The sequence below is a fragment of the Flavobacterium sp. CAN_S2 genome, from assembly GCF_015752255.1.
Lineage (GTDB): Bacteria > Bacteroidota > Bacteroidia > Flavobacteriales > Flavobacteriaceae > Flavobacterium.
On sequence record NZ_JADOVA010000003.1, the window covers coordinates 123,167 to 142,737 of the forward strand.

Sequence of the window (19,571 nt, forward strand, 5' to 3'; positions counted from 1 at the left end):
TTTTGTTTCTTTTGTTTATTGTTTAAAGTTGATCAAACGTTAAACTTTAAATCTTAGACTTTAAACTAAAATAAAACATGAAAATCAAAGAAATAATTTCCGTGCTTGAAGAAATGGCGCCACTCGCCTATGCTGAAGATTTTGATAATGTCGGGTTATTGGTTGGTGATCAAGATGTGGAATCAACTGGAATATTGGTTTGCCATGATGCATTAGAAAATATAATTGACGAAGCGATTGCAAAAAATTGCAATCTTGTGGTTTGTTTTCATCCGATATTATTTGCTGGTTTGAAAAAAATAACGGGGAAAAATTATTTGGAACGAGCCGTTATTAAAGCCATAAAAAATGACATTGCCATTTATGCCGTTCACACCGCTCTTGACAATCATCAAGAAGGCGTGAATAAAATATTCAGTGATGCATTAGGATTGGTAAATACTAAAATCCTGATTCCCAAACTAAATTTCATTCGGAAATTGGTGACGTACACGATTCCTGAAAATGCTGAAGAGGTGCGAAATGCGCTATTTGATGCTGGCGCGGGAAACATTGGCAACTATGAAAATTGCAGTTTCAATTCGAAAGGAATTGGAACTTATATGGGAAATGAGCACAGCAATCCGCAAGTTGGAGAACGATTTGAATTTGTGCAAGGAGACGAAATTAAAATCGAAGTCACTTTCGAAAAACATTTGGAAAACAAAATCCTGAAAGCATTATTCAAAAGCCATGCTTATGAAGAAATCGCCTATGAAATTTATGAGTTGCAAAACAAACATCAAAATATTGGGTTGGGAATGATTGGAGAATTAAAAAATCCCATGAGTGAAAAAGAGTTTCTGCTTTTTGCCAAAGAAAAAATGCAATGTGGCGGAATTCGACATTCGAACTTTATAGGAAAGGAAATTAAAAAAGTAGCTGTTCTTGGTGGAGCCGGAAGTTTTGCGATAAAAAATGCTATTCAAGCAGGAGCTGATGCTTATTTGACTGCCGATTTGAAATACCATCAGTTTTATGAAGCCGAAAACAAGTTGCTTTTGGCCGATATTGGACATTTTGAGAGCGAACGCTATACAAAAAATTATATTGTTGAGTATCTTCGGAAAAAAATCCTTAATTTTGCAGTTATTTTATCAGAAGAAAATTCAAATCCAGTTAAGTACTTATAGAATATGGCGAATACGAAAGAATTAAGTGTTGAGGACAAGTTAAGAGCAATTTATGATTTACAACTTATTGACTCTAGAATTGACGAAATCAGAAACGTAAGAGGAGAACTTCCTTTAGAAGTTGAAGATTTAGAAGATGAAGTGGCTGGTTTAAGCACACGTTCAGAAAAATTGAAAGGAGAACTTGAAGTTATCGAGGATCTAATCAAATCAAAAAAGAATGCAATTGATGAGCACAAAGAAGCTATCAAAAAATATACTAAGCAACAAGAAACTGTTCGTAACAACAGAGAGTTTAATTCGTTGACTAAAGAAATTGAATTTCAAGAATTAGAAATTCAATTGTCAGAAAAACAAATTAAAGAAATGAAAGCTTCTATCGAACACAAGAAAGAAGTAATTTCAAGTTCTAAAGAAAGATTAGAAGCAAAATCAAATCACTTAAAGCACAAAAAATCAGAGTTAGACGCTATCATGGCTGAAACTGCTAAAGAAGAAGCATTCTTGTCTGAAAAATCAGCAGAATTCCAAGCTTTAATTGAAGAAAGATTATTGAAAGCTTACACAAGAATCAGAAGTAGCGTTCGTAATGGTTTAGCTGTAGTTTCTATCGAAAGAGGAGCTTCTGCAGGATCATTCTTCACTATTCCACCACAGACACAAGTAGAAATTGCTTCTAGAAAGAAAATCATTACTGATGAACACTCCGGAAGAATATTAGTCGACAGTTCATTGGCTGACGAAGAAAAAGAGAAAATGGAACAATTGTTTTCTAAATTCTAATTACATTTAAGTCCCGATACACATCGGGACTTTTTTTTTATGAAAAAAATAGTATTTTTTATCTTCACTAAATCGATTGGATTATACATTAACCTTTTGAGTTTTGTATTTCCAAAAAAAGCATCGCAACTGGCTTATGGTTTTTTTAGTGAACCCCGAGAAGGGAAATTATCTAAAGACAAACTTCCGGAAATTCTGCAAGAAGCACAGTCCGAAATGTTCCAACTTCAAGAAGATTCCTTTCATACGTACACTTGGAAAGGAAATGATACCATAATACTTTTGGTTCACGGCTGGGAAAGCAATGCTTCTCGCTGGGAAAATTTACTACCGTATCTAAAAAAATCAGGAAGCACCATCATTGCTATTGACGGTCCTGCACATGGATTGTCTAGCGGAAAAGAATTCAATATTCCCCAATACGCTGAATTTATTCATGTTGCTGTACAAAAATTCAAACCACAATATCTTATCGGTCATTCTATAGGTGGAAAAACGTGTTTGTATTATCAATCCGTTTATCAAAATGATGCTTTAAAAAAAATGGTGATATTGGGAGCACCAAGTGATTTCAAAATTATATTGAACAATTACATTACATTATTAAGCTTGAATAGTAAAATTTCAAAGTCTTTGGAGGCGCATTATCTTAATAATTTCAAATTAAGCTTGGAACAGTTTTCCAGTAAAATATTTGCTTCAAAATTAAATATAAAAGGATTAATCGCCCACGACATTGACGACACCGTAGTTTTATTCGAAGAAGGAAAAAAAATTGCAGGAGCTTGGAAAAATGTAATTTTCATTGAGACTAAAGGCTTAGGTCATAGCATGCACGACGATGAGTTGTATAAAAAAGTATCTCGTTTTTTATTTGAAGAAAAATAGACTTCTTAGATGATATGAACTTCTGTATTAAATCTAAGAAGACTAAATACAATCCATCGAAACTTACCTTTCTAACAATCCAAAAATTTAAGAAGTATAAAATCTAACAAACAAATTCATTACTTTTGCAGTATGGAAGAAAATTTAAAACGCCTCAATAAATTCATAGGAGAAACTGGTTATTGTTCCCGCCGCGAAGCAGATAAAATCATTGAAGAAGGTCGTGTGACCATCAATGGAGTCGTTCCGGAATTGGGCACAAAAGTTTCCCCGAATGACGAAGTGCGTATTGACGGTAAATTAATCCGTGAGCAAAATGAGAAACCGGTTTATCTTGCTTTCTACAAACCTGTAGGAATCGAATGTACCACAAACCTTGATGTTCGCAATAATATTGTGGATTATATCAATTATCCAAAACGTATTTTCCCAATTGGTCGATTGGACAAAGCCAGCGAAGGATTGATTTTCATGACCAATGACGGCGATATCGTGAATAAAATATTAAGAGCCCGAAACAATCACGAAAAAGAATATACGGTAACCGTAAACAAACCCATCACCGATCGTTTTATCGAGCGAATGGGCAATGGAGTTCCTATTTTAGATACCGTTACCCGAAAATGTAAGGTTGAACAAATTAGTAAATTCACTTTCAAAATTATCTTGACACAAGGTTTAAACCGTCAGATCCGTAGAATGACCGAATATTTAGGCTATGATGTAACGGCGCTAAAACGCATCCGAATTATCAATATTTCACTTGATGTCCCTGTAGGTCGTTACCGTGATTTGACTGATGCCGAAATTAAAGAATTAAACGAACTCATTGAACCTTCCAGCAAAACCGAAGAAGCCAGTTTACCGAAAACAGAGCCTGCTAAAAGAAGAATCGAATTCATCAAAAGAGATGATCCCAGATTTAAAAAAAGAGGCGATTATTAAAAAAATACAAATCCCATTCAGAAATGAATGGGATTTTGCTTTTATTTACTAGTTAAAAATTCATAATACAAAGCTTTTGATAAAAAGGACCTTGATTGCATTCGACTAATCTCCTTCTCTCTTGAAATTTCAAGGTATTGTCCATCTAGTTTATTTTGTAAAAAATAGTCTCTACGCACTTCATCATTGAAGTTTAATCCGGATAAAAAGGTAGGCTCTACTCCTTTGTTTACCGAAATATTATAATTGGTAATTAGATTTCCCCAGTTGACAAAACTGCATAGTAAGATTGTTCCGTAGAAATACCAAATCATTTGATTGAAAAGAAAAGTATTTGTTTTTTGCTTACTGATTTTTATAAATGAAATAACCAATCCAATTATGGCTAGAATCAAGAATGCATAAACACCCAATCTTTTATAAGTCAATCCGAAAAAAGAAACATATTCTGAGTTTTTAATAATTGTACTAAGGATTAAAACTCCATTCAGCAGAATCCAAATTTTAGCTAACTTTTTGAGGTTTTTAGCTTTTTCATCAAAATTAAATCCTCCTTTAAAGTAGAATAAAATAACGCCAACCGCCATTATAATTGAAAAAATAACGGCATTTACTCTTTCGTGTGTATCAGAACTTAAGTTAGATTTTTTGACAACCTCAAAAAACTGCTCGTAATTATAAGTTGCAATGAAAACCAAAAGAAGCACATTCAAAAGAAACAACGTAATCTCGCCACTTCTTCTTTCAAAATCAATGTCCAAAAACGAAAATGAGTTTTGATTTTGCATTTTGGCTTCTTCCTTAAAATTACTGTCCAGTAAATCATTCTTTTCATAACAAACCTCAGGAATCCAATAATTCCAGAAAGTGAACGAAATAAAAAATCCTAAAGCGGTCAGTACAAACGCTTGCCACGCATCAATATTTAAATAATAACCAGTAAACAAAGACGAAAAATGATCGCTTCCAAAAGAATATACTATTAAAAATAATCCAAAAAATAGGACTGGAATAACAAAATAAGCAATCAGTTTTTTAGCAAAACCGCTATTAACTTTTCGCTTAGGAAGGTATTGACTGAACATCAATATGCGACCTAACGAAGCAATTCCGTTGATAAAGACCAAAGGAAAAGCTTGTAACAATTTAAGCTTTGGTTCCTGAGTTTTGAATTGTAAAAAGATAATCGACAAAGCCATAGCTAAAAATGATGGAAAATCTCCGTACCATGCAAATGCAAAGCATGACAGAACCGATGTAACCACTAAAATCAAATGCAACCTACTGGTGAATTTCTCTTGGAAGAAATAACATATTAAGGCGGTTTGCATCATCCCGAAAATAGCCCAATTGAGACCCAAATCCTCATTGTAAAAAAGCAGTGTAAAAACCAAACTGCTGGCTAAAATAAAATGTAGTTTTTTCATAATTAAAATTTTAAAAGTACTTTGTATTTCAAAGTATAAAGTTAAAAAAAAGGGTTATTTCGATTTGATTAATTTTTCCAGACTATTCAAGTGTGAAACAAAAGCAGTTCTGCCCATATTGGTAACTCGATACGACGTTTTTGGTTTTTTACCAACAAACTCTTTTTTCACTTCTATGTATCCTGATTTTTCTAACGCCGAAGAATGACTTGCTAAATTTCCATCAGTGATATTCAATAAAGATTTCATTTCGGTAAAATCAACCCAGTCGTTTACCATCAGAACAGACATAATGCCTAATCTGACCCGACTTTCGAAATCTTTATTTAATTTGTCAATGATTCCCATTTCTATTTGTATTTTTTGAACACAATTATTCCGTACAGAATATGCAAAATTCCAAATCCTACTGCCCAAAAAACAAGACCAAAACCAAGATAAAAAAGGGAAATACATCCTAGAACAATCTCACATGCACCTAAATATCTAATATCAGAAAAAGTATATTTCCCAGCATTAATAAGTGCTAAGCCATAAAACAATAAAGTAACAGGAGCAATCAGAGCGAATAACTGATGGTATAAAAGTGCCATACAAAATACTCCTCCAACAAATAAAGGAATTGCTAGATTCAGTAACATTTTTTTTGTAGTATTGGTCCAAACCGGTAAATCAAACTTTTTACTTTTTCTCAAAGTAAAAAATATACCCGATCCTAATGCTAAGACCAAAATTCCGAGAGCAACTAAAACTAATTCGATTATTAAATCATAGCTATACATCTTTTGCTTTCCATCAAAATATTCAATACCACTATTTTTAAATAATTGATACGCATAAATTGACCCGGCTAACGCAAATAAGCCAGCAAATACTCCTGAAAGGCCGCTTAACGAAATAAATCTTGAAGACCGTTCCATCATGGAACGAATGTGCGATAAATCTTCTTGAACTTTTTGACTCATAAATAAAGTACTTTGAGTTACAAAGTTATTTATTATTTTTAGATTTCAAAACAGAAAGGGAATTATTTTTAATAAAAAATTATTATCAAATGGAAATATCTTCTTTTAAAAGAAAAAGATTCGTTTGCTCAGAATCTATTTTTTGCCATCTTCCCAACCTCTTTGAATCTCACCAATAGTAGAATCCCAGTCGTAAATTGTTTGTATGATAAAAAGTGTAGCAAATCCTAAGAAAAATATTTTTATGTCTCTGTTTGAAATTTTCATTTTTATAGTATTTAATTATTTGCTTAAATATATAAAATTAATTGAATCAAAAACCGAAAAAAGTAAGATTATTATTATTTAAAAATCAAAACCATTTTTTTCTTTTAAATAAAAACACACCAAAAGCAGATAACAAAACTGATACAGAAATAACAATCCATATTCCAAAGCGATTATCTTCTAAATCATTAGGAACGTTCATTCCATACAAACTGGCAATCAATGTTGGAATCATCAGAATAATCGAAATCGAAGTCATCTGCTTCATGATTGTATTCATATTATTAGAAATCACAGAAGCATACGCATCCATGGTTCCAGTTAAGATGTCGCTGTAAATATTAGTGGTTTCTTGTGCCTGACGCAATTCAATTTCAACATCTTCCAATAAATCTGAGTCAAAATGCTCTTTTTGGGATTTAATATTCTTAATTCGGTGCAACAAAATATCGTTCCCTTTCAAGGAAGTCATAAAGAATACTAAACATTTTTCTATTTGTAATAACGCCTGCAACTCTTCATTTTTTATTGACTTTTCTAAATTGTCCTCGGCTAATTTTATTTTTTGATTAACTTGTTTTAAGTATTTCAAAAACCAAACACTGGACGACAGCAATAACTTCAACACTAAATCGAAGTTGTCTTTAATATTGATATTCTTGCGTTTGGTATAAGTAACGAAATCCGTAAGCATTTCCGTTTTATGAAAACTAATTGTAATACAAACTTCTCCTTTAAAAACAACTCCAACAGGAATTGTATGAAAAGGCAACTTCACATCGTTACTCTTTACAGGAATTCGCATAATGATCAAAGTCCAACCATTTTCAATTTCTATCCTTGGTCTTTCATCAATATCTTCAATATCGTTATAAAATGCTTGGGGAATTTGTAAGTCTTCGAGTAAATATTTTTTTTCTGCTTCGGTAGGGCATTCAATATTTATCCAGCAGTTTGGAGTCCAATCAGCAGTGGCAATTAATCCGTTATTGTTTTTGTAAAAAGCTCTCATTTCAAAATTCTATAGGTTTATTTATAGCCTCTTGAAAACAGTTCAAGTGCTATATTAGTTCAACATTTCCGAATAATAATCGTCCATTTTAAAGGTCTTTTTTAAGTGGTGCAAAAGTATTCTTTAAATTCCGTTTTAGCATCAATTATTAGAATTTATACATTTTTTAAAATAAAAAAAGCCTTAAACGTTTGTTTAAGGCTTTCAATCAGAACTATTATTCTCTATTTATTTCTTTTCATTTCCCTTGCCAAAAGCGTGTTTTTCAACAACATTGCAATGGTCATAGGTCCTACTCCACCTGGAACCGGAGTAATAAACGATGATTTTTTACTTACATTCTCAAAATCAACATCACCGGTGATCACATATCCTTTTTCGTTTGTTTCATCAGGAACACGAGTAATACCTACGTCAATAACAACAACTCCCTCTTTTACCATATTTGCTTTCAGGTAATTTGGAACACCTAGAGCCGTAATAATGATATCCGCCTGAATGGTAATTTCCTCAATGTTTTTAGTGTAGCTGTGTGTCAAAGTAACTGTTGAATTTCCAGGAAAACCCTTTCTACCCATCAAAATACTCATTGGTCTTCCTACAATATGACTACGACCAATAACTACGGTATGTTTACCTTTGGTTTCTACTCCATATCTTTCTAACAATTCCAGAATTCCAAAAGGTGTTGCAGGAATAAAAGTAGTCATGTCTAAAGCCATTTTTCCAAAATTCTCAGGATGAAATCCATCGACATCTTTACTTGGATCAACTGCCATTAATACTTTTTGCTCATCAATTTGTTCCGGTAGCGGCAATTGAACGATAAATCCATCAATGGCATCATTCTCATTCAATTCTTTAATCTTCTTTAGCAATTCAACCTCAGTAGTTGTACTTGGCATTTTTACTAAAGTTGATTCAAAACCTACTCTTTCACAGGCTTTTACTTTACTTCCTACATAAGTCAAACTAGCACCATCATTTCCAACAATCAGGGCTGCTAAATGAGGAACTTTCTCCCCATTGTCTTTCATTTTTTGTACTTCTACAGCGATTTCACTTTTAATATCCTCCGCTGTTTTTTTTCCGTCTAGTAGTTGCATTGTTATTGGGTTTAATATATTAAAGCCGAAAGTCTTAAAATCATTACAACTTTAAGACTTTCGGCTTTTTACTCATTTTATTTCATTCCTGGCATTCCACCTTTCATACCGCCCATCATTTTCATTAGGTTCTTCCCTCCTGGACCCTGCATCATTTTCATCATCTTGCTCATTTGATCGAACTGCTTCATCAATTGATTCACCTGTTCGATTTTGGTTCCGGAACCTTTTGCAATTCTTGCTTTTCTTTTTACATCAATCAAAGCCGGCTTGCTTCTTTCAATTGGCGTCATCGAATGAATAATGGCTTCAATATGTTTGAAAGCATCGTCTTCAATCTCTACATCTTTCATGGCTTTTGAAGCACCTGGTATCATTCCAACCAAATCTTTCATATTACCCATTTTCTTTACTTGCTGAATTTGAGAAAGGAAATCATCAAAACCGAATTCATTTTTGGCAATTTTTTTCTGGATTTTTCGTGCTTCTTCTTCGTCAAATTGCTCTTGCGCTCTTTCTACCAAAGACACAACATCTCCCATCCCCAATATCCTTTCGGCCATACGAATTGGATAGAACACATCAATGGCGTCCATCTTTTCTCCGGTACCTACGAATTTAATTGGTTTATTAACAACCGATTTTATCGAAATTGCTGCTCCACCACGTGTATCACCATCTAATTTGGTTAAGATAACCCCATCAAAATTTAATCTTTCGTTGAAAGCTTTTGCTGTGTTTACAGCATCTTGACCTGTCATTGCATCCACAACAAATAAGGTTTCTTGCGGCTGAATGGCTTTATGAACGCGTTCTATTTCGTTCATCATTTCCTCATCAACAGCTAAACGACCTGCTGTATCGACAATCACTACATTGAATCCATTTGCCTTCGCATGTTTGATTGCGTTTTGAGCAATTTCTACCGGATTTTTATTTTCAGGTTCTGAATATACCTCAACTCCAATCGAATCTCCAACTACATATAATTGTTGAATCGCCGCAGGACGGTAAATATCACAGGCTACCAAAAGTGGTTTCTTGTTCTTTTTTGTAAGAAGATAATTCGCTAGTTTCCCTGAGAAAGTTGTTTTCCCTGATCCTTGCAAACCAGCCATCAAAATAACTGTTGGATTTCCCGAAAGATTGATTCCAGCAACATCGCCACCCATTAATTCAGTCAGTTCATCTTTGACTAACTTCACCAATAATTGTCCCGGCTGAAGCGTTGTCAATACATCCTGTCCAATTGCTTTTTCTTTTACTTTAGTCGTAAAATCTTTGGCAATTTTAAAATTGACATCGGCGTCAAGTAAAGCACGACGCACTTCTTTCAAAGTTTCGGCTACGTTTACTTCAGTAATTTTTCCGTGTCCTTTTAATATATGAAAGGCTTTGTCTAGTTTATCGCTTAAATTATCGAACATAGTATTTATTTATTTTGAAATGCAAATTTAAGCATTTGATTTTGAAGTTGTATTCATAATATTATAAAAAAAACAGCCTTTTTAGACTGTTTTGAAGTTGTATTTGGTGATTTAACTTAAAATAAACTAATTCTTTTCAAAAGTCAAATAATTCATTTCAGCATTACCATTCTTTAAAGCTCTTAATCGTACTTGTGTCGCAGTGATTTCAACAACATCCCATTCCTCAGATAATGCGACAAAAGTTAAAGGATTTGAAAACGAAATAGCAAAATCGATATCATTATTTGGATTATCATCCGCAATATCTGATTTTGTGATTGTCCATTTTCCGCTGTAATCTACATTGGAATTATCTGCCATTAAAATATTATTTGGGCCAAAAGTAAAATTATAGCCTAAAAAAGAACTCGATTTATTTGTTTTAGTATCCAAAAAATAAGTGACTTTCCAAGTTCCTTGGTTTAAAGTTGCCAGTATGCTTTCCGGACTTTTAGCAACAGTATTTGATATTATTGCGTCATCATCGCAACATGTACCTGCAATGTTTAGCAAAAACACACAAAGTACAAACGGGAAAAGCACTATTTTTTTCATAATACATTAGTAATTTCGCTTAAAATTACTAAAAATATTATCTTTTTCGCACTAAAAATAACTTTATTTTACATTCTTTCCGGGACACTAATTCCTAACAATTTAAATGAAGCTGCAATTGTATCCGCTACTTTTTTAGATAATTGAACTCTGAAAATTTTCTTTTCTAAATCCTCTTCTCCTAGAATAGGAACCGCTTGATAGAATGAATTGTATTCACGAACTAAATCATAGGTGAAATTTGCCAGCAAAGCAGGACTGTGATGTTGCGCTGCATTTTGAATCACTTCAGGAAACAACTCTAATTGTTTTACCAGTTCTTTTTCTTTTTCGTGCAGCGTTGTCATTTTTGACTTATTCGAAAAGTCAAAATTTGCTTTACGAATAATAGATTGAATTCTGGCGTATGTATATTGAATAAAAGGCCCAGTATTTCCTGCAAAATCTACCGATTCTTCCGGATTGAAAAGGATTCGTTTTTTAGGATCTACTTTCAAAATATAATATTTCAAAGCGCCTAAACCTATGGTTTTATACAAAGTACTTTTTTCTTCAGCAGAATAAGTGTCTAATTTCCCTAAATCTTCTGCGATTTTCTGTGCTGTATCCGCCATTTCCTGCATCAAATCATCAGCGTCTACAACCGTTCCCTCTCTGCTTTTCATTTTACCGGAAGGCAAATCTACCATTCCGTATGACAAATGGAATAAATTTTTAGACCATTCAAAACCTAATTTTTTCAAGATAAGAAACAACACTTTAAAGTGATAATCCTGTTCATTTCCTACGGTATACACCATTCCGCCTACATCTGGATAATCTTTTACACGCTGAATTGCAGTTCCAATATCTTGTGTCATGTAAACCGCAGTACCATCTGAACGCAATACAATTTTACGGTCCAAACCTTCATCTGTTAAATCAATCCAAACCGAACCGTCAGGATCTTTTTCGAAAACACCTCTATCCAAACCAATCTGAACGACATCTTTCCCTAATAAATAGGTGTTACTTTCGTAATAAAAACAATCGAAATCAACTCCTAAATTTTTATAAGTTGTAGCAAAACCATCATAAACCCATTGATTCATGGTTTTCCAAAGCGTGATTACTGCATCGTCTCCAGCTTCCCATTTTAGTAACATTTCCTGCGCTTCCAGAATGATTGGCGCTTGTTTTTTTGCTTCCTCTTCTGTTTTGCCTGCGCTCATTAATTGCGCTATTTCTTCTTTGTAGGCCTTATCAAAAGCAACGTAGTAATTTCCAACTAATTTATCTCCTTTTAAACCTGTTGATTCCGGCGTTTGTCCGTTTCCGAATTTTTGCCAAGCCAACATTGATTTACAAATATGGATTCCTCTATCATTAATGATTTGAGTTTTATACACTTTTTTTCCGGAAGCTTTAATGATTTCCGCCACTGCATATCCCAAAAGATTGTTACGTACGTGACCTAAATGCAAGGGTTTATTTGTATTTGGCGAAGAATATTCCACCATTACCGCTTTATCTTCTGGATTTGGAGTAACGAAACCAAATTTAACATCATCTTTTATATCTCCGAAGAAATCCAAATAATATTCATCTGAAATAACAATATTCAAAAATCCTGAAACTACATTAAACCGACTTACCTCAGCTACATTTTCAACTAAATAGTTTCCTATTTTATTTCCTAATTCTACTGGATTACTTTTCACCACTTTCAACAAGGGGAAAATAACCATTGTAATATCGCCTTCAAATTCCTTGCGTGTTGTTTGAAATTCAACTTTATCAATGGTAACGTCAAATAAAGCTTTTACAGCTTTTTCAATAGAGGGCGTAAGAATCTGTTGTAATGTCATGGTGTAAATTTAAAAATGCAAAGATAATTCTAATTCCTTAATATGCTTATAAAAGTTTTTCAATTACGTCTTAAAAACACTAATAAATGAAAAAAGCCGTTTTACAACTATATTTAAGATTGAGTTAACATAAATTTAGCATTTTTTAAAAATGGTAATTCAATTTTCACTATTTTTGATATGCAAATTAATAACCTAAAACATGAAAAAGACACTTATTTTTATATTGTTGATGGTTTTATATACTGGTCACTCCCAGTCAGTTACTATAAGTACGACGAAATACACGGTTAACGAATTGGTAAATGAGGTATTAGTGAATTCCCCTTGTGTTCAAGGAACAAATGTTACTTCGAGAACAGGAACAGCATTTGGATCTTCCAATGGAATTGGTTATTTTGAAAACACCAATACTGCATTTCCATTTTCCACGGGAGTTGTATTAAGCACGGGAGATGTGACTAAAATTCCTGGACCAAATACTACTATTCTCAGTGATGGTACAGCCGCATGGTCAGGAGATGCTGATTTGGAGGCTAATTTACTATCTCAGTCTGGAATTACTATTAATTCGATAAATGCGAGTTACATTGAATTCGATTTCCAACCTAAAACACCCAATTTCGATTTTTCTTTTCTTTTTGCTTCCGAAGAATATGGAACTTCCCAATGTAATTTTTCCGATGCTTTTGCTTTTCTTTTAAAAGATGTAACAGCTGGTGGCACAAATGTAAATTTAGCTGTAATTCCTGGTACTGCTATCCCGGTTTCTGTTGAAACCATAAGGGATATGGCTTATAATCCTAGTTGCCCTTCCGCCAATCCAAACTATTTTGGAGCTTTTAATGGAGGTGGATTTGGTCCTGCAATAAATTTCAACGGACAAACAGTTTCAATGCTAGCTTCGGCAACCGGCTTAGATATTACTCACGTCTATCGAATTAAATTAGTCATTGCTGACGGAGGAAATAATTCGGGTTATGATTCTGCCATCTTTCTAGAAGCAAATAGTTTTAACATTGGACAAGATGTTTTAGGACTTGATTACACAACGGCAAACAATGCTGCTATATGCCCGGGTAACACGTTGCCAATATTATCTGCCGCAGGTTTAGATCCGGCAACTACTTTTGTTTGGAAAAAAAATGGAATAGTATTTTCTCCGGCACAAACAGGAGTAACATTAGATCTCAATACAATCACTCCACTGGTTAGTTCAGGAATTCATACTTATAGTGTAACTTATAAAGAACCTACATGCGATGAAGTTACGGATGATATCACGATAGAAATTTACCCTAAAATTGGCGTAATCGCTACAGTTCCTAACATTTACGCATGTGATTCCGGGGCTTCCTCCTATGATTTTGATCTAAATAAAAACACTATAATCATTAGGGCTGGGATTAACCAATCGACTAGTACAGCTGGAGCTTTAGATGATTTACCCGCAAATACTATTATTACTTATCACTTAACTGATGCAGATGCAAGGGGAAATATTGGCGCAATATCAATTCTTCAGACTGTTTCTAGTACTGAAAGTGGGAAACAAATTTTTGCCAGAATTCAAAACCCGGACACGTTGTGCTTTGAAATTAGGTCTTTTCAATTGCTGATTGTTCCGCCACCTCAAATTGCAAATATCCCGGCAGATGGAACATTGTGTTCCAGAAATTTATCTGAAACTCCTTTGAGAGCTAATTTCAACTTAACAACACAAATTGCGTCCATTATTGGTTCTCAAAACACATCGTACAACCGTCTTACATTTCACTCCTCAGAAACGGGAGCAAATAACAATACTAATATTATAACTCCAAATGCAAGTAACCAATTGTTATCTCCAAGCATAACTTTATGGGTTCGATTACAAAATATTTCAAATCCTACTTGTTATGTTGTTACCAGTTTCAAATTGATTGTCAATCCTTTGCCTGAAGTAGACTTATTACCAGATGTTTTTGTATGTGACTCTTATACGCTTCCACCATTAACAAAAGCCGGATCACAATACTGGACCGGAAGTAACGGAACCGGAACACAACTTTTTGCCGGAAACGTGATAACTACTACCACATTAAACCTTTATGTTTTTAATCAATCTGGAGTGTGTACCAACCAAGATTCCTTTAATGTGACTATTGCTGATTTAAACTCAATCACACCAGTATCAGAAACCTATTGTACTCAATACAAACTTCCAGCTTTACCCTATGCGAAATATTTCACTCAAAGCGGTGGCCCTACAACTCCAGGAAATACACAGTTAGCAGCTGGATTTACAGTGAATATCCCGGGAGTAAACAGAATATATGTATGGTTTGAAGACACAACTGTTACACCATCTTGTACACGAGAAAAACCATTTGACATAACTATAATACCATTTACTGCATTTCCTAGTTATCCAAATCAATTTGGATGTACTTCATATACGCTACCTGTTGACCCGAATGGTGGTGCTTATTATACAGGTACTAATAAAACTGGAACACCTTTGTCCGCAGGAACAGTAATAAACACCACAACCACAATTTATGTATATAAAGAGAGTAATACTTCTCCAGTAAATTGTTCTGACGAAAAGACCTTTAAAGTTTTTATTGGTTTAGCGAGTATTACCCCTCCAACAGATGTTAATTCTTGTTCTGCATATAAACTTCCGACATTGGTCGTAGGAGAATATCGAACTGCGGCAGCGGGCGGAGGAAATTCTATTTCTGCTGGAACATTCATCAATGCAACTACAACACTTTGGTTTTATGTACCAGGACAAGCGTGTACCGATAATCTTGATTTTACTGTCACGGTAAATATTGCTCCTTTACCAGAAATACTAGATACCGAGCCACAATGCGACGTATATTATTTACCTCCAGTTGCGCATTCAGGAAATTATTTTACTGGCCCCTTAGGAACTGGACAACTTCGTCCCGTGGGATATCCAGTAACGACAACACAACTAATGTACTTCTATGATAAAGCCCTAACCGGAACATGTTATGTGGAAAAAGAATTCGTGATTACCATTAATAAATCCCCTGCAATTGATGCAAAACCAGTTGAAGTTATTCGATGTGGTCAAAGTTATATTTTAGATGATTTGAGAAACGGGGAATATTACGAATTTGCCGGCGGACCCTCTCCTACGAATCCTGTTTTACCACCCGGAACCGTTTTGACAACCTCAAAAACAATCTATGTTTATGCCGCAGCCGCAGCTCCTAACACCTGTGTTTCTGAATACAGCATAGATGTGATAGTTACATTTGTAAATGACATTGATGATCAATATGCGTGTAATAGCTACAACTTACCAGCTATCGTAGGAATGGGGAGTTATTATACCGCTCCCAACGGTCCCGCAGGAACTGGAGTACAATTACTGCCTCCTTATTCTCCCATAACTGCTACGACAACACTATATGTTTATGTAGAAAATAACAATAGAGTTACCTGTATTGATGAAGATCCTTTTATTGTTACCATTTACAATACTCCAACCATAACACCTATTGCTCCTGTAACCAGATGTGAATCTTATGAACTTCCAGCGTATACTGCTCCTGTAACAAGATATTTTACGAATCCAGGCGGTCCTGGAAGTAGCAACACTGAAAGATTTCCAGGCGATTTTATCACAGCTTCAACTACTATTTATGCCTATGCCGAATCAGGAACATCAGCAACTGTGGTTTGTCCTACTGAAAAACCGATGGTAATTACTATTACCGAAAAACCAAAACCGGCTCTAAACATTCCAGCCATTTGTATCGATATTGATACCGGAATCACTACTGATGCTTTTATTGAAAGTGGATTTACCGCACCTCAGTATTCCTTTGAATGGAAAAGTGAAGACGGAACTTTAGTCAGTACAGCTGAGAATTTCTCAACAAATGAGCCCGGAAACTATACACTCACAGTTACCAACTTGTCTATTTTTGGCTGTACTTCTGACATTGTCCCTTTTACAGTTATTGAATCTTCAAAACCCGCCTCTGTAACCTTTACAACCAGCGGATGGTTCACGGATAACCAAACCATAACGGTTACTGCTATCCCATTTGTTGGCGACGGAAGTAATTTCCTATATTCATTAGATGGAGGTTCTCCGCAAGAGAGTAATGTTTTTACCAATGTGAGCTCCGGAATTCATGAAATAATAGTGAGCGATGCCAATTGCGGAACTTTTACTATTCCATTATCAGTCAGACTTATAAACAGTCCTAAATTCTTTACTCCAAACGGAGATGGCTTTAACGACACATGGAACATCTCAGGAATACCAAATGAAGAAAATTTAAAATTATATATTTTTGACCGCTACGGAAAACTGCTCAAAGAATTATTTCCAAATGGTTCGGGTTGGGACGGAACCTTTAATGGCTATCCACTCCCGGCTGACGATTATTGGTTTTCGATTTCCTACACCGAGGACAATGTTTTAAAAGAATATAAATCCCATTTCTCATTAAAACGATAAACACTAACGTATTCTCTAAAAGGGCTTTCCTAATCGAAAGCCCTTTTTTTTTGTTATTTAAATAATAAAAACCAAAAATACTTGTAACAAAACAGTGCCTCATCAGTCTATTATGTACTTTCAAAATGCAAAATAACAATTATGCATAAAATAGTACTTTGTAATACATAATAATTAAAATAAATAGTTACCTTTGCTTCATCAATCATTTAAATCAAATCAATCATGAAACTTAAATTAATTTTAATCTGTTTAATCGGAACGTTGTTTTCGATGCAGGCACAAACTTCGGTCAAACCGACGATTCTGGAAAACACAGGAATTATTTCTGGAAAAATCACTGACAAAAAAACCAATGAACCTTTACCGTATGTGAATATCGTTGTTAAAGAAAACAATAAAGTCATTACTGGTGAAATCACATCTGATAAAGGAACTTTTCAAATAAAAAATTTAGCCTTAAAAGATTACATTGTTGAAATCCAGTTCATGGGATACAAGACCATAACTAAAGCAATTTCACTGACAAACGACGCAAAAAATGCAAATCTGAACACGATTGCTATCGAAGAAGATGCCATTGAATTAAAGGGCGTAAATATAATTGCTGAACGCTCTACAATTGAACAAAAAATTGACAGAAAAGTAATCAATGTAGGGAAAGATCTAACCACCGCAGGCGCAACGGCATCCGAAATTATGAATAATATTCCTTCAGTAAATGTAGATCAGGACGGAAAATTATCTTTGCGAGGAAACGAAAACGTACGCGTTTTGGTAGATGGACGTCCCAGTAATATTGAAGCTTCACAGCTGTTGAAACAAATTCCATCTTCTTCTATTAAGAAAATTGAATTAATCACGAATCCAAGTGCCAAATACAATCCGGAAGGAATGTCTGGGATCATCAACATTGTTTTACATAAAAATGCCAATGACGGATTTAATGCCAGCATCAATACAGGTCTGACTTTTGCACAAACACCAAAGATTAGCAATTCCCTAAACATGAACTATAGAACCGGTAAGGTGAACTTTTTCTCCACTTATGGAAATAATTTTGGTAAAAACTTCAATGAAGGGAATATTTCCAGACTTGACGACAACTCCAACCAAATGTTTGATATTGTAAATGACAACAAATCTCATTTATTCAAAATTGGAATGGATTACTACATCAATGACAAAAACACTATTTCTGCTTACACGAATCAAAACATATTTGTGGGCAATGGTATCGTGGATGTAAACATTGTAAATCCAAATGCCTCTCAAAATTTACTATTAAATTCAAAATACTTTTCAGATAATACAGATGGCACTTATAATGTAGCGTTCAAACATTTAACGAAAAAAGAAGGTGAAACACTAGATTTAGAAATAAATCACAGTATCTATTCTGAAAATCAAGATGCTAGTTTTCTAACTACTTTCAACAATCCAAATATTCCAAGCAGTTCTTACAGCGATAATCTGGGTGATAAAAGACAAAATTCAACCGTCAATTTGGACTATGTGAATCCGCTGAATGACAAAACTAATCTAGAGTTGGGTGCTGAAAGCAGAATTATACGAACAGAAAACAATTACATGACTAACAACAGTTTGTTATCAAATTCTGATTACAGCTATGATTTAGACATCTATTCTGCTTACGCTACTTTTGGACAAAAATTCAAAAAAATAGGATATCAATTAGGCGCCCGTTTTGAAAGTTACAAGGTAAACGCAATGTTAAACGGTGCTACCGCTTACAAAGATGATTATTTCACGGTCTATCCTTCAGCTTCGATGACTTATTCTCATACGGATAAAAATCAGTTCCAAATCAGTTTAAGCCGCCGTGTAGACAGACCTAGTTTAGACCAAACCAAACCTATCAGAGAATTCAGCACACCTAGAATAACCTCCATTGGAAATCCTGAATTAGACCCGCAATTTACCACATCTATTGAATTAAATTATACTAAAACAATTGCTAAAGGATCATTCAGTACTGGTCTTTTTGTAAGAAGTATTTACAATGAAATCAACAGAATTCTCTATCCAGATCCACAAAATCAGGACCAACAAATCATGAGTTTTGATAACTTCGACAACAATACAGCCTATGGTTTTGAGGCCTCTTTAAATTGCAAAATCAATAGTTGGTGGGACATACAACCGGCGATAGATTTTTCTAGTATTAACCAAAATGGATTAGTTTCAGTACTTAATTCAACCACCAATACATTTGATTTGGTTTCCAAAGAAGTAACTGCATCAGCTTTCAATGCCCGTTTCAACAGTAATTTCAAAGCCACTAAAAGCCTTCGTTTCCTTTTATTCGGATTTTATCGTTCTGGAGTTGATGGTGTACAATTCAACGGTAAAGAAATGTATAAAATTGATACCGGTGGACGTTATTCTTTCCTAAAAGACAAAGCTACTTTAAGCGTTCGTTTCAATGATATTTTCAATACGATGAAAGCCGGTTTTGATGGACAAAATCCATACCCGCAAGTAGGTCAGTTTACTTGGGAAAGCCAATCCCTTTATCTTGGTTTCAACTATATCTTTGGCGCAGGAAAAAACAAAAACTTGCAGCGCAAACAAAGAGATAACAATACCAAACAAGATGGTGGAGGATTGTTTTAAACAAAAAAT

The 19,571-nt window shown here is 34.3% G+C and carries 15 protein-coding genes; 6 read left to right on the forward strand and 9 right to left on the reverse strand.

The window, feature by feature from the left end; translation table 11 throughout:
* Window positions 1-77: 77 nt before the first annotated feature.
* The 4 genes from IWX80_RS10385 to rluF all read left to right on the forward strand — a co-directional run bounded on the left by IWX80_RS10385 (window position 78) and on the right by rluF (window position 3,788).
* A complete protein-coding gene (locus IWX80_RS10385; RefSeq protein ID WP_196853381.1) occupies window positions 78-1,172 on the forward strand; it encodes a Nif3-like dinuclear metal center hexameric protein in 1,095 nt (364 codons plus the stop codon).
* A 3-nt stretch (window positions 1,173-1,175) separates the two neighbouring features.
* On the forward strand, window positions 1,176-1,955 hold the full coding sequence (locus tag IWX80_RS10390; RefSeq protein ID WP_091171710.1) for a zinc ribbon domain-containing protein: 780 nt from the start codon (window positions 1,176-1,178) through the stop codon (window positions 1,953-1,955).
* A 39-nt stretch (window positions 1,956-1,994) separates the two neighbouring features.
* On the forward strand, window positions 1,995-2,843 hold the full coding sequence (locus tag IWX80_RS10395; RefSeq protein WP_196853382.1) for an alpha/beta fold hydrolase: 849 nt from the start codon (window positions 1,995-1,997) through the stop codon (window positions 2,841-2,843).
* Window positions 2,844-2,975: 132 nt separating this feature from the next.
* Window positions 2,976-3,788, forward strand: a complete 813-nt coding sequence (gene rluF, locus IWX80_RS10400; protein WP_196853383.1) for a 23S rRNA pseudouridine(2604) synthase RluF — start codon at window positions 2,976-2,978, stop codon at window positions 3,786-3,788.
* Between the two features lie 41 nt (window positions 3,789-3,829).
* Here the strand turns inward: rluF and IWX80_RS10405 are convergent, their stop codons facing one another.
* The 9 genes from IWX80_RS10405 to argS form a co-directional block, all read right to left on the reverse strand.
* The gene (locus tag IWX80_RS10405) at window positions 3,830-5,215 is read right to left on the reverse strand and encodes a DUF4153 domain-containing protein (RefSeq protein WP_196853384.1); all 1,386 of its coding nucleotides are present in this window, start codon (window positions 5,213-5,215) and stop codon (window positions 3,830-3,832) included.
* A 54-nt stretch (window positions 5,216-5,269) separates the two neighbouring features.
* Window positions 5,270-5,563, reverse strand: coding sequence for a winged helix-turn-helix domain-containing protein (locus tag IWX80_RS10410; protein WP_196853385.1), 294 nt, complete (start codon window positions 5,561-5,563; stop codon window positions 5,270-5,272).
* Between the two features lie 2 nt (window positions 5,564-5,565).
* The gene (locus IWX80_RS10415; protein WP_196853386.1) at window positions 5,566-6,180 is read right to left on the reverse strand and encodes a hypothetical protein; all 615 of its coding nucleotides are present in this window, start codon (window positions 6,178-6,180) and stop codon (window positions 5,566-5,568) included.
* 135 nt (window positions 6,181-6,315) lie between these two features.
* Window positions 6,316-6,447, reverse strand: coding sequence for a hypothetical protein (locus tag IWX80_RS16995; RefSeq protein WP_334682309.1), 132 nt, complete (start codon window positions 6,445-6,447; stop codon window positions 6,316-6,318).
* An 85-nt stretch (window positions 6,448-6,532) separates the two neighbouring features.
* A complete protein-coding gene (locus IWX80_RS10420) occupies window positions 6,533-7,459 on the reverse strand; it encodes a magnesium transporter CorA family protein (protein WP_196853387.1) in 927 nt (308 codons plus the stop codon).
* A 224-nt stretch (window positions 7,460-7,683) separates the two neighbouring features.
* The gene (locus IWX80_RS10425; protein ID WP_091171725.1) at window positions 7,684-8,565 is read right to left on the reverse strand and encodes a bifunctional 5,10-methylenetetrahydrofolate dehydrogenase/5,10-methenyltetrahydrofolate cyclohydrolase; all 882 of its coding nucleotides are present in this window, start codon (window positions 8,563-8,565) and stop codon (window positions 7,684-7,686) included.
* Between the two features lie 77 nt (window positions 8,566-8,642).
* The gene (gene ffh / locus IWX80_RS10430) at window positions 8,643-9,992 is read right to left on the reverse strand and encodes a signal recognition particle protein (protein WP_113635207.1); all 1,350 of its coding nucleotides are present in this window, start codon (window positions 9,990-9,992) and stop codon (window positions 8,643-8,645) included.
* A 126-nt stretch (window positions 9,993-10,118) separates the two neighbouring features.
* The gene (locus IWX80_RS10435) at window positions 10,119-10,589 is read right to left on the reverse strand and encodes a hypothetical protein (RefSeq protein ID WP_196853388.1); all 471 of its coding nucleotides are present in this window, start codon (window positions 10,587-10,589) and stop codon (window positions 10,119-10,121) included.
* 68 nt (window positions 10,590-10,657) lie between these two features.
* Window positions 10,658-12,436, reverse strand: coding sequence for an arginine--tRNA ligase (gene argS / locus IWX80_RS10440; protein WP_196853389.1), 1,779 nt, complete (start codon window positions 12,434-12,436; stop codon window positions 10,658-10,660).
* A gap of 202 nt (window positions 12,437-12,638) precedes the next feature.
* Between argS and IWX80_RS10445 the strand changes: the two genes are divergently transcribed.
* A complete protein-coding gene (locus IWX80_RS10445) occupies window positions 12,639-16,925 on the forward strand; it encodes a T9SS type B sorting domain-containing protein (RefSeq protein ID WP_196853390.1) in 4,287 nt (1,428 codons plus the stop codon).
* Window positions 16,926-17,150: 225 nt separating this feature from the next.
* Window positions 17,151-19,562, forward strand: a complete 2,412-nt coding sequence (locus IWX80_RS10450) for a TonB-dependent receptor domain-containing protein (protein WP_196853391.1) — start codon at window positions 17,151-17,153, stop codon at window positions 19,560-19,562.
* Window positions 19,563-19,571 lie beyond the last annotated feature (9 nt).

Excerpts from the sequence above, each read along its gene's own strand:
- IWX80_RS10385 (WP_196853381.1), top strand. The coding sequence starts at position 78 with ATGAAAATCAAAGAAATAATTTCCGTGCTTGAAGAAATGGCGCCACTC.
- IWX80_RS10390 (WP_091171710.1), top strand. The coding sequence starts at position 1,176 with ATGGCGAATACGAAAGAATTAAGTGTTGAGGACAAGTTAAGAGCAATT.
- IWX80_RS10395 (WP_196853382.1), top strand. The coding sequence starts at position 1,995 with ATGAAAAAAATAGTATTTTTTATCTTCACTAAATCGATTGGATTATAC.
- rluF (WP_196853383.1), top strand. The coding sequence starts at position 2,976 with ATGGAAGAAAATTTAAAACGCCTCAATAAATTCATAGGAGAAACTGGT.
- IWX80_RS10405 (WP_196853384.1), bottom strand. The coding sequence starts at position 5,215 with ATGAAAAAACTACATTTTATTTTAGCCAGCAGTTTGGTTTTTACACTG.
- IWX80_RS10410 (WP_196853385.1), bottom strand. The coding sequence starts at position 5,563 with ATGGGAATCATTGACAAATTAAATAAAGATTTCGAAAGTCGGGTCAGA.
- IWX80_RS10415 (WP_196853386.1), bottom strand. The coding sequence starts at position 6,180 with ATGAGTCAAAAAGTTCAAGAAGATTTATCGCACATTCGTTCCATGATG.
- IWX80_RS16995 (WP_334682309.1), bottom strand. The coding sequence starts at position 6,447 with ATGAAAATTTCAAACAGAGACATAAAAATATTTTTCTTAGGATTTGCT.
- IWX80_RS10420 (WP_196853387.1), bottom strand. The coding sequence starts at position 7,459 with ATGAGAGCTTTTTACAAAAACAATAACGGATTAATTGCCACTGCTGAT.
- IWX80_RS10425 (WP_091171725.1), bottom strand. The coding sequence starts at position 8,565 with ATGCAACTACTAGACGGAAAAAAAACAGCGGAGGATATTAAAAGTGAA.
- ffh (WP_113635207.1), bottom strand. The coding sequence starts at position 9,992 with ATGTTCGATAATTTAAGCGATAAACTAGACAAAGCCTTTCATATATTA.
- IWX80_RS10435 (WP_196853388.1), bottom strand. The coding sequence starts at position 10,589 with ATGAAAAAAATAGTGCTTTTCCCGTTTGTACTTTGTGTGTTTTTGCTA.
- argS (WP_196853389.1), bottom strand. The coding sequence starts at position 12,436 with ATGACATTACAACAGATTCTTACGCCCTCTATTGAAAAAGCTGTAAAA.
- IWX80_RS10445 (WP_196853390.1), top strand. The coding sequence starts at position 12,639 with ATGAAAAAGACACTTATTTTTATATTGTTGATGGTTTTATATACTGGT.
- IWX80_RS10450 (WP_196853391.1), top strand. The coding sequence starts at position 17,151 with ATGAAACTTAAATTAATTTTAATCTGTTTAATCGGAACGTTGTTTTCG.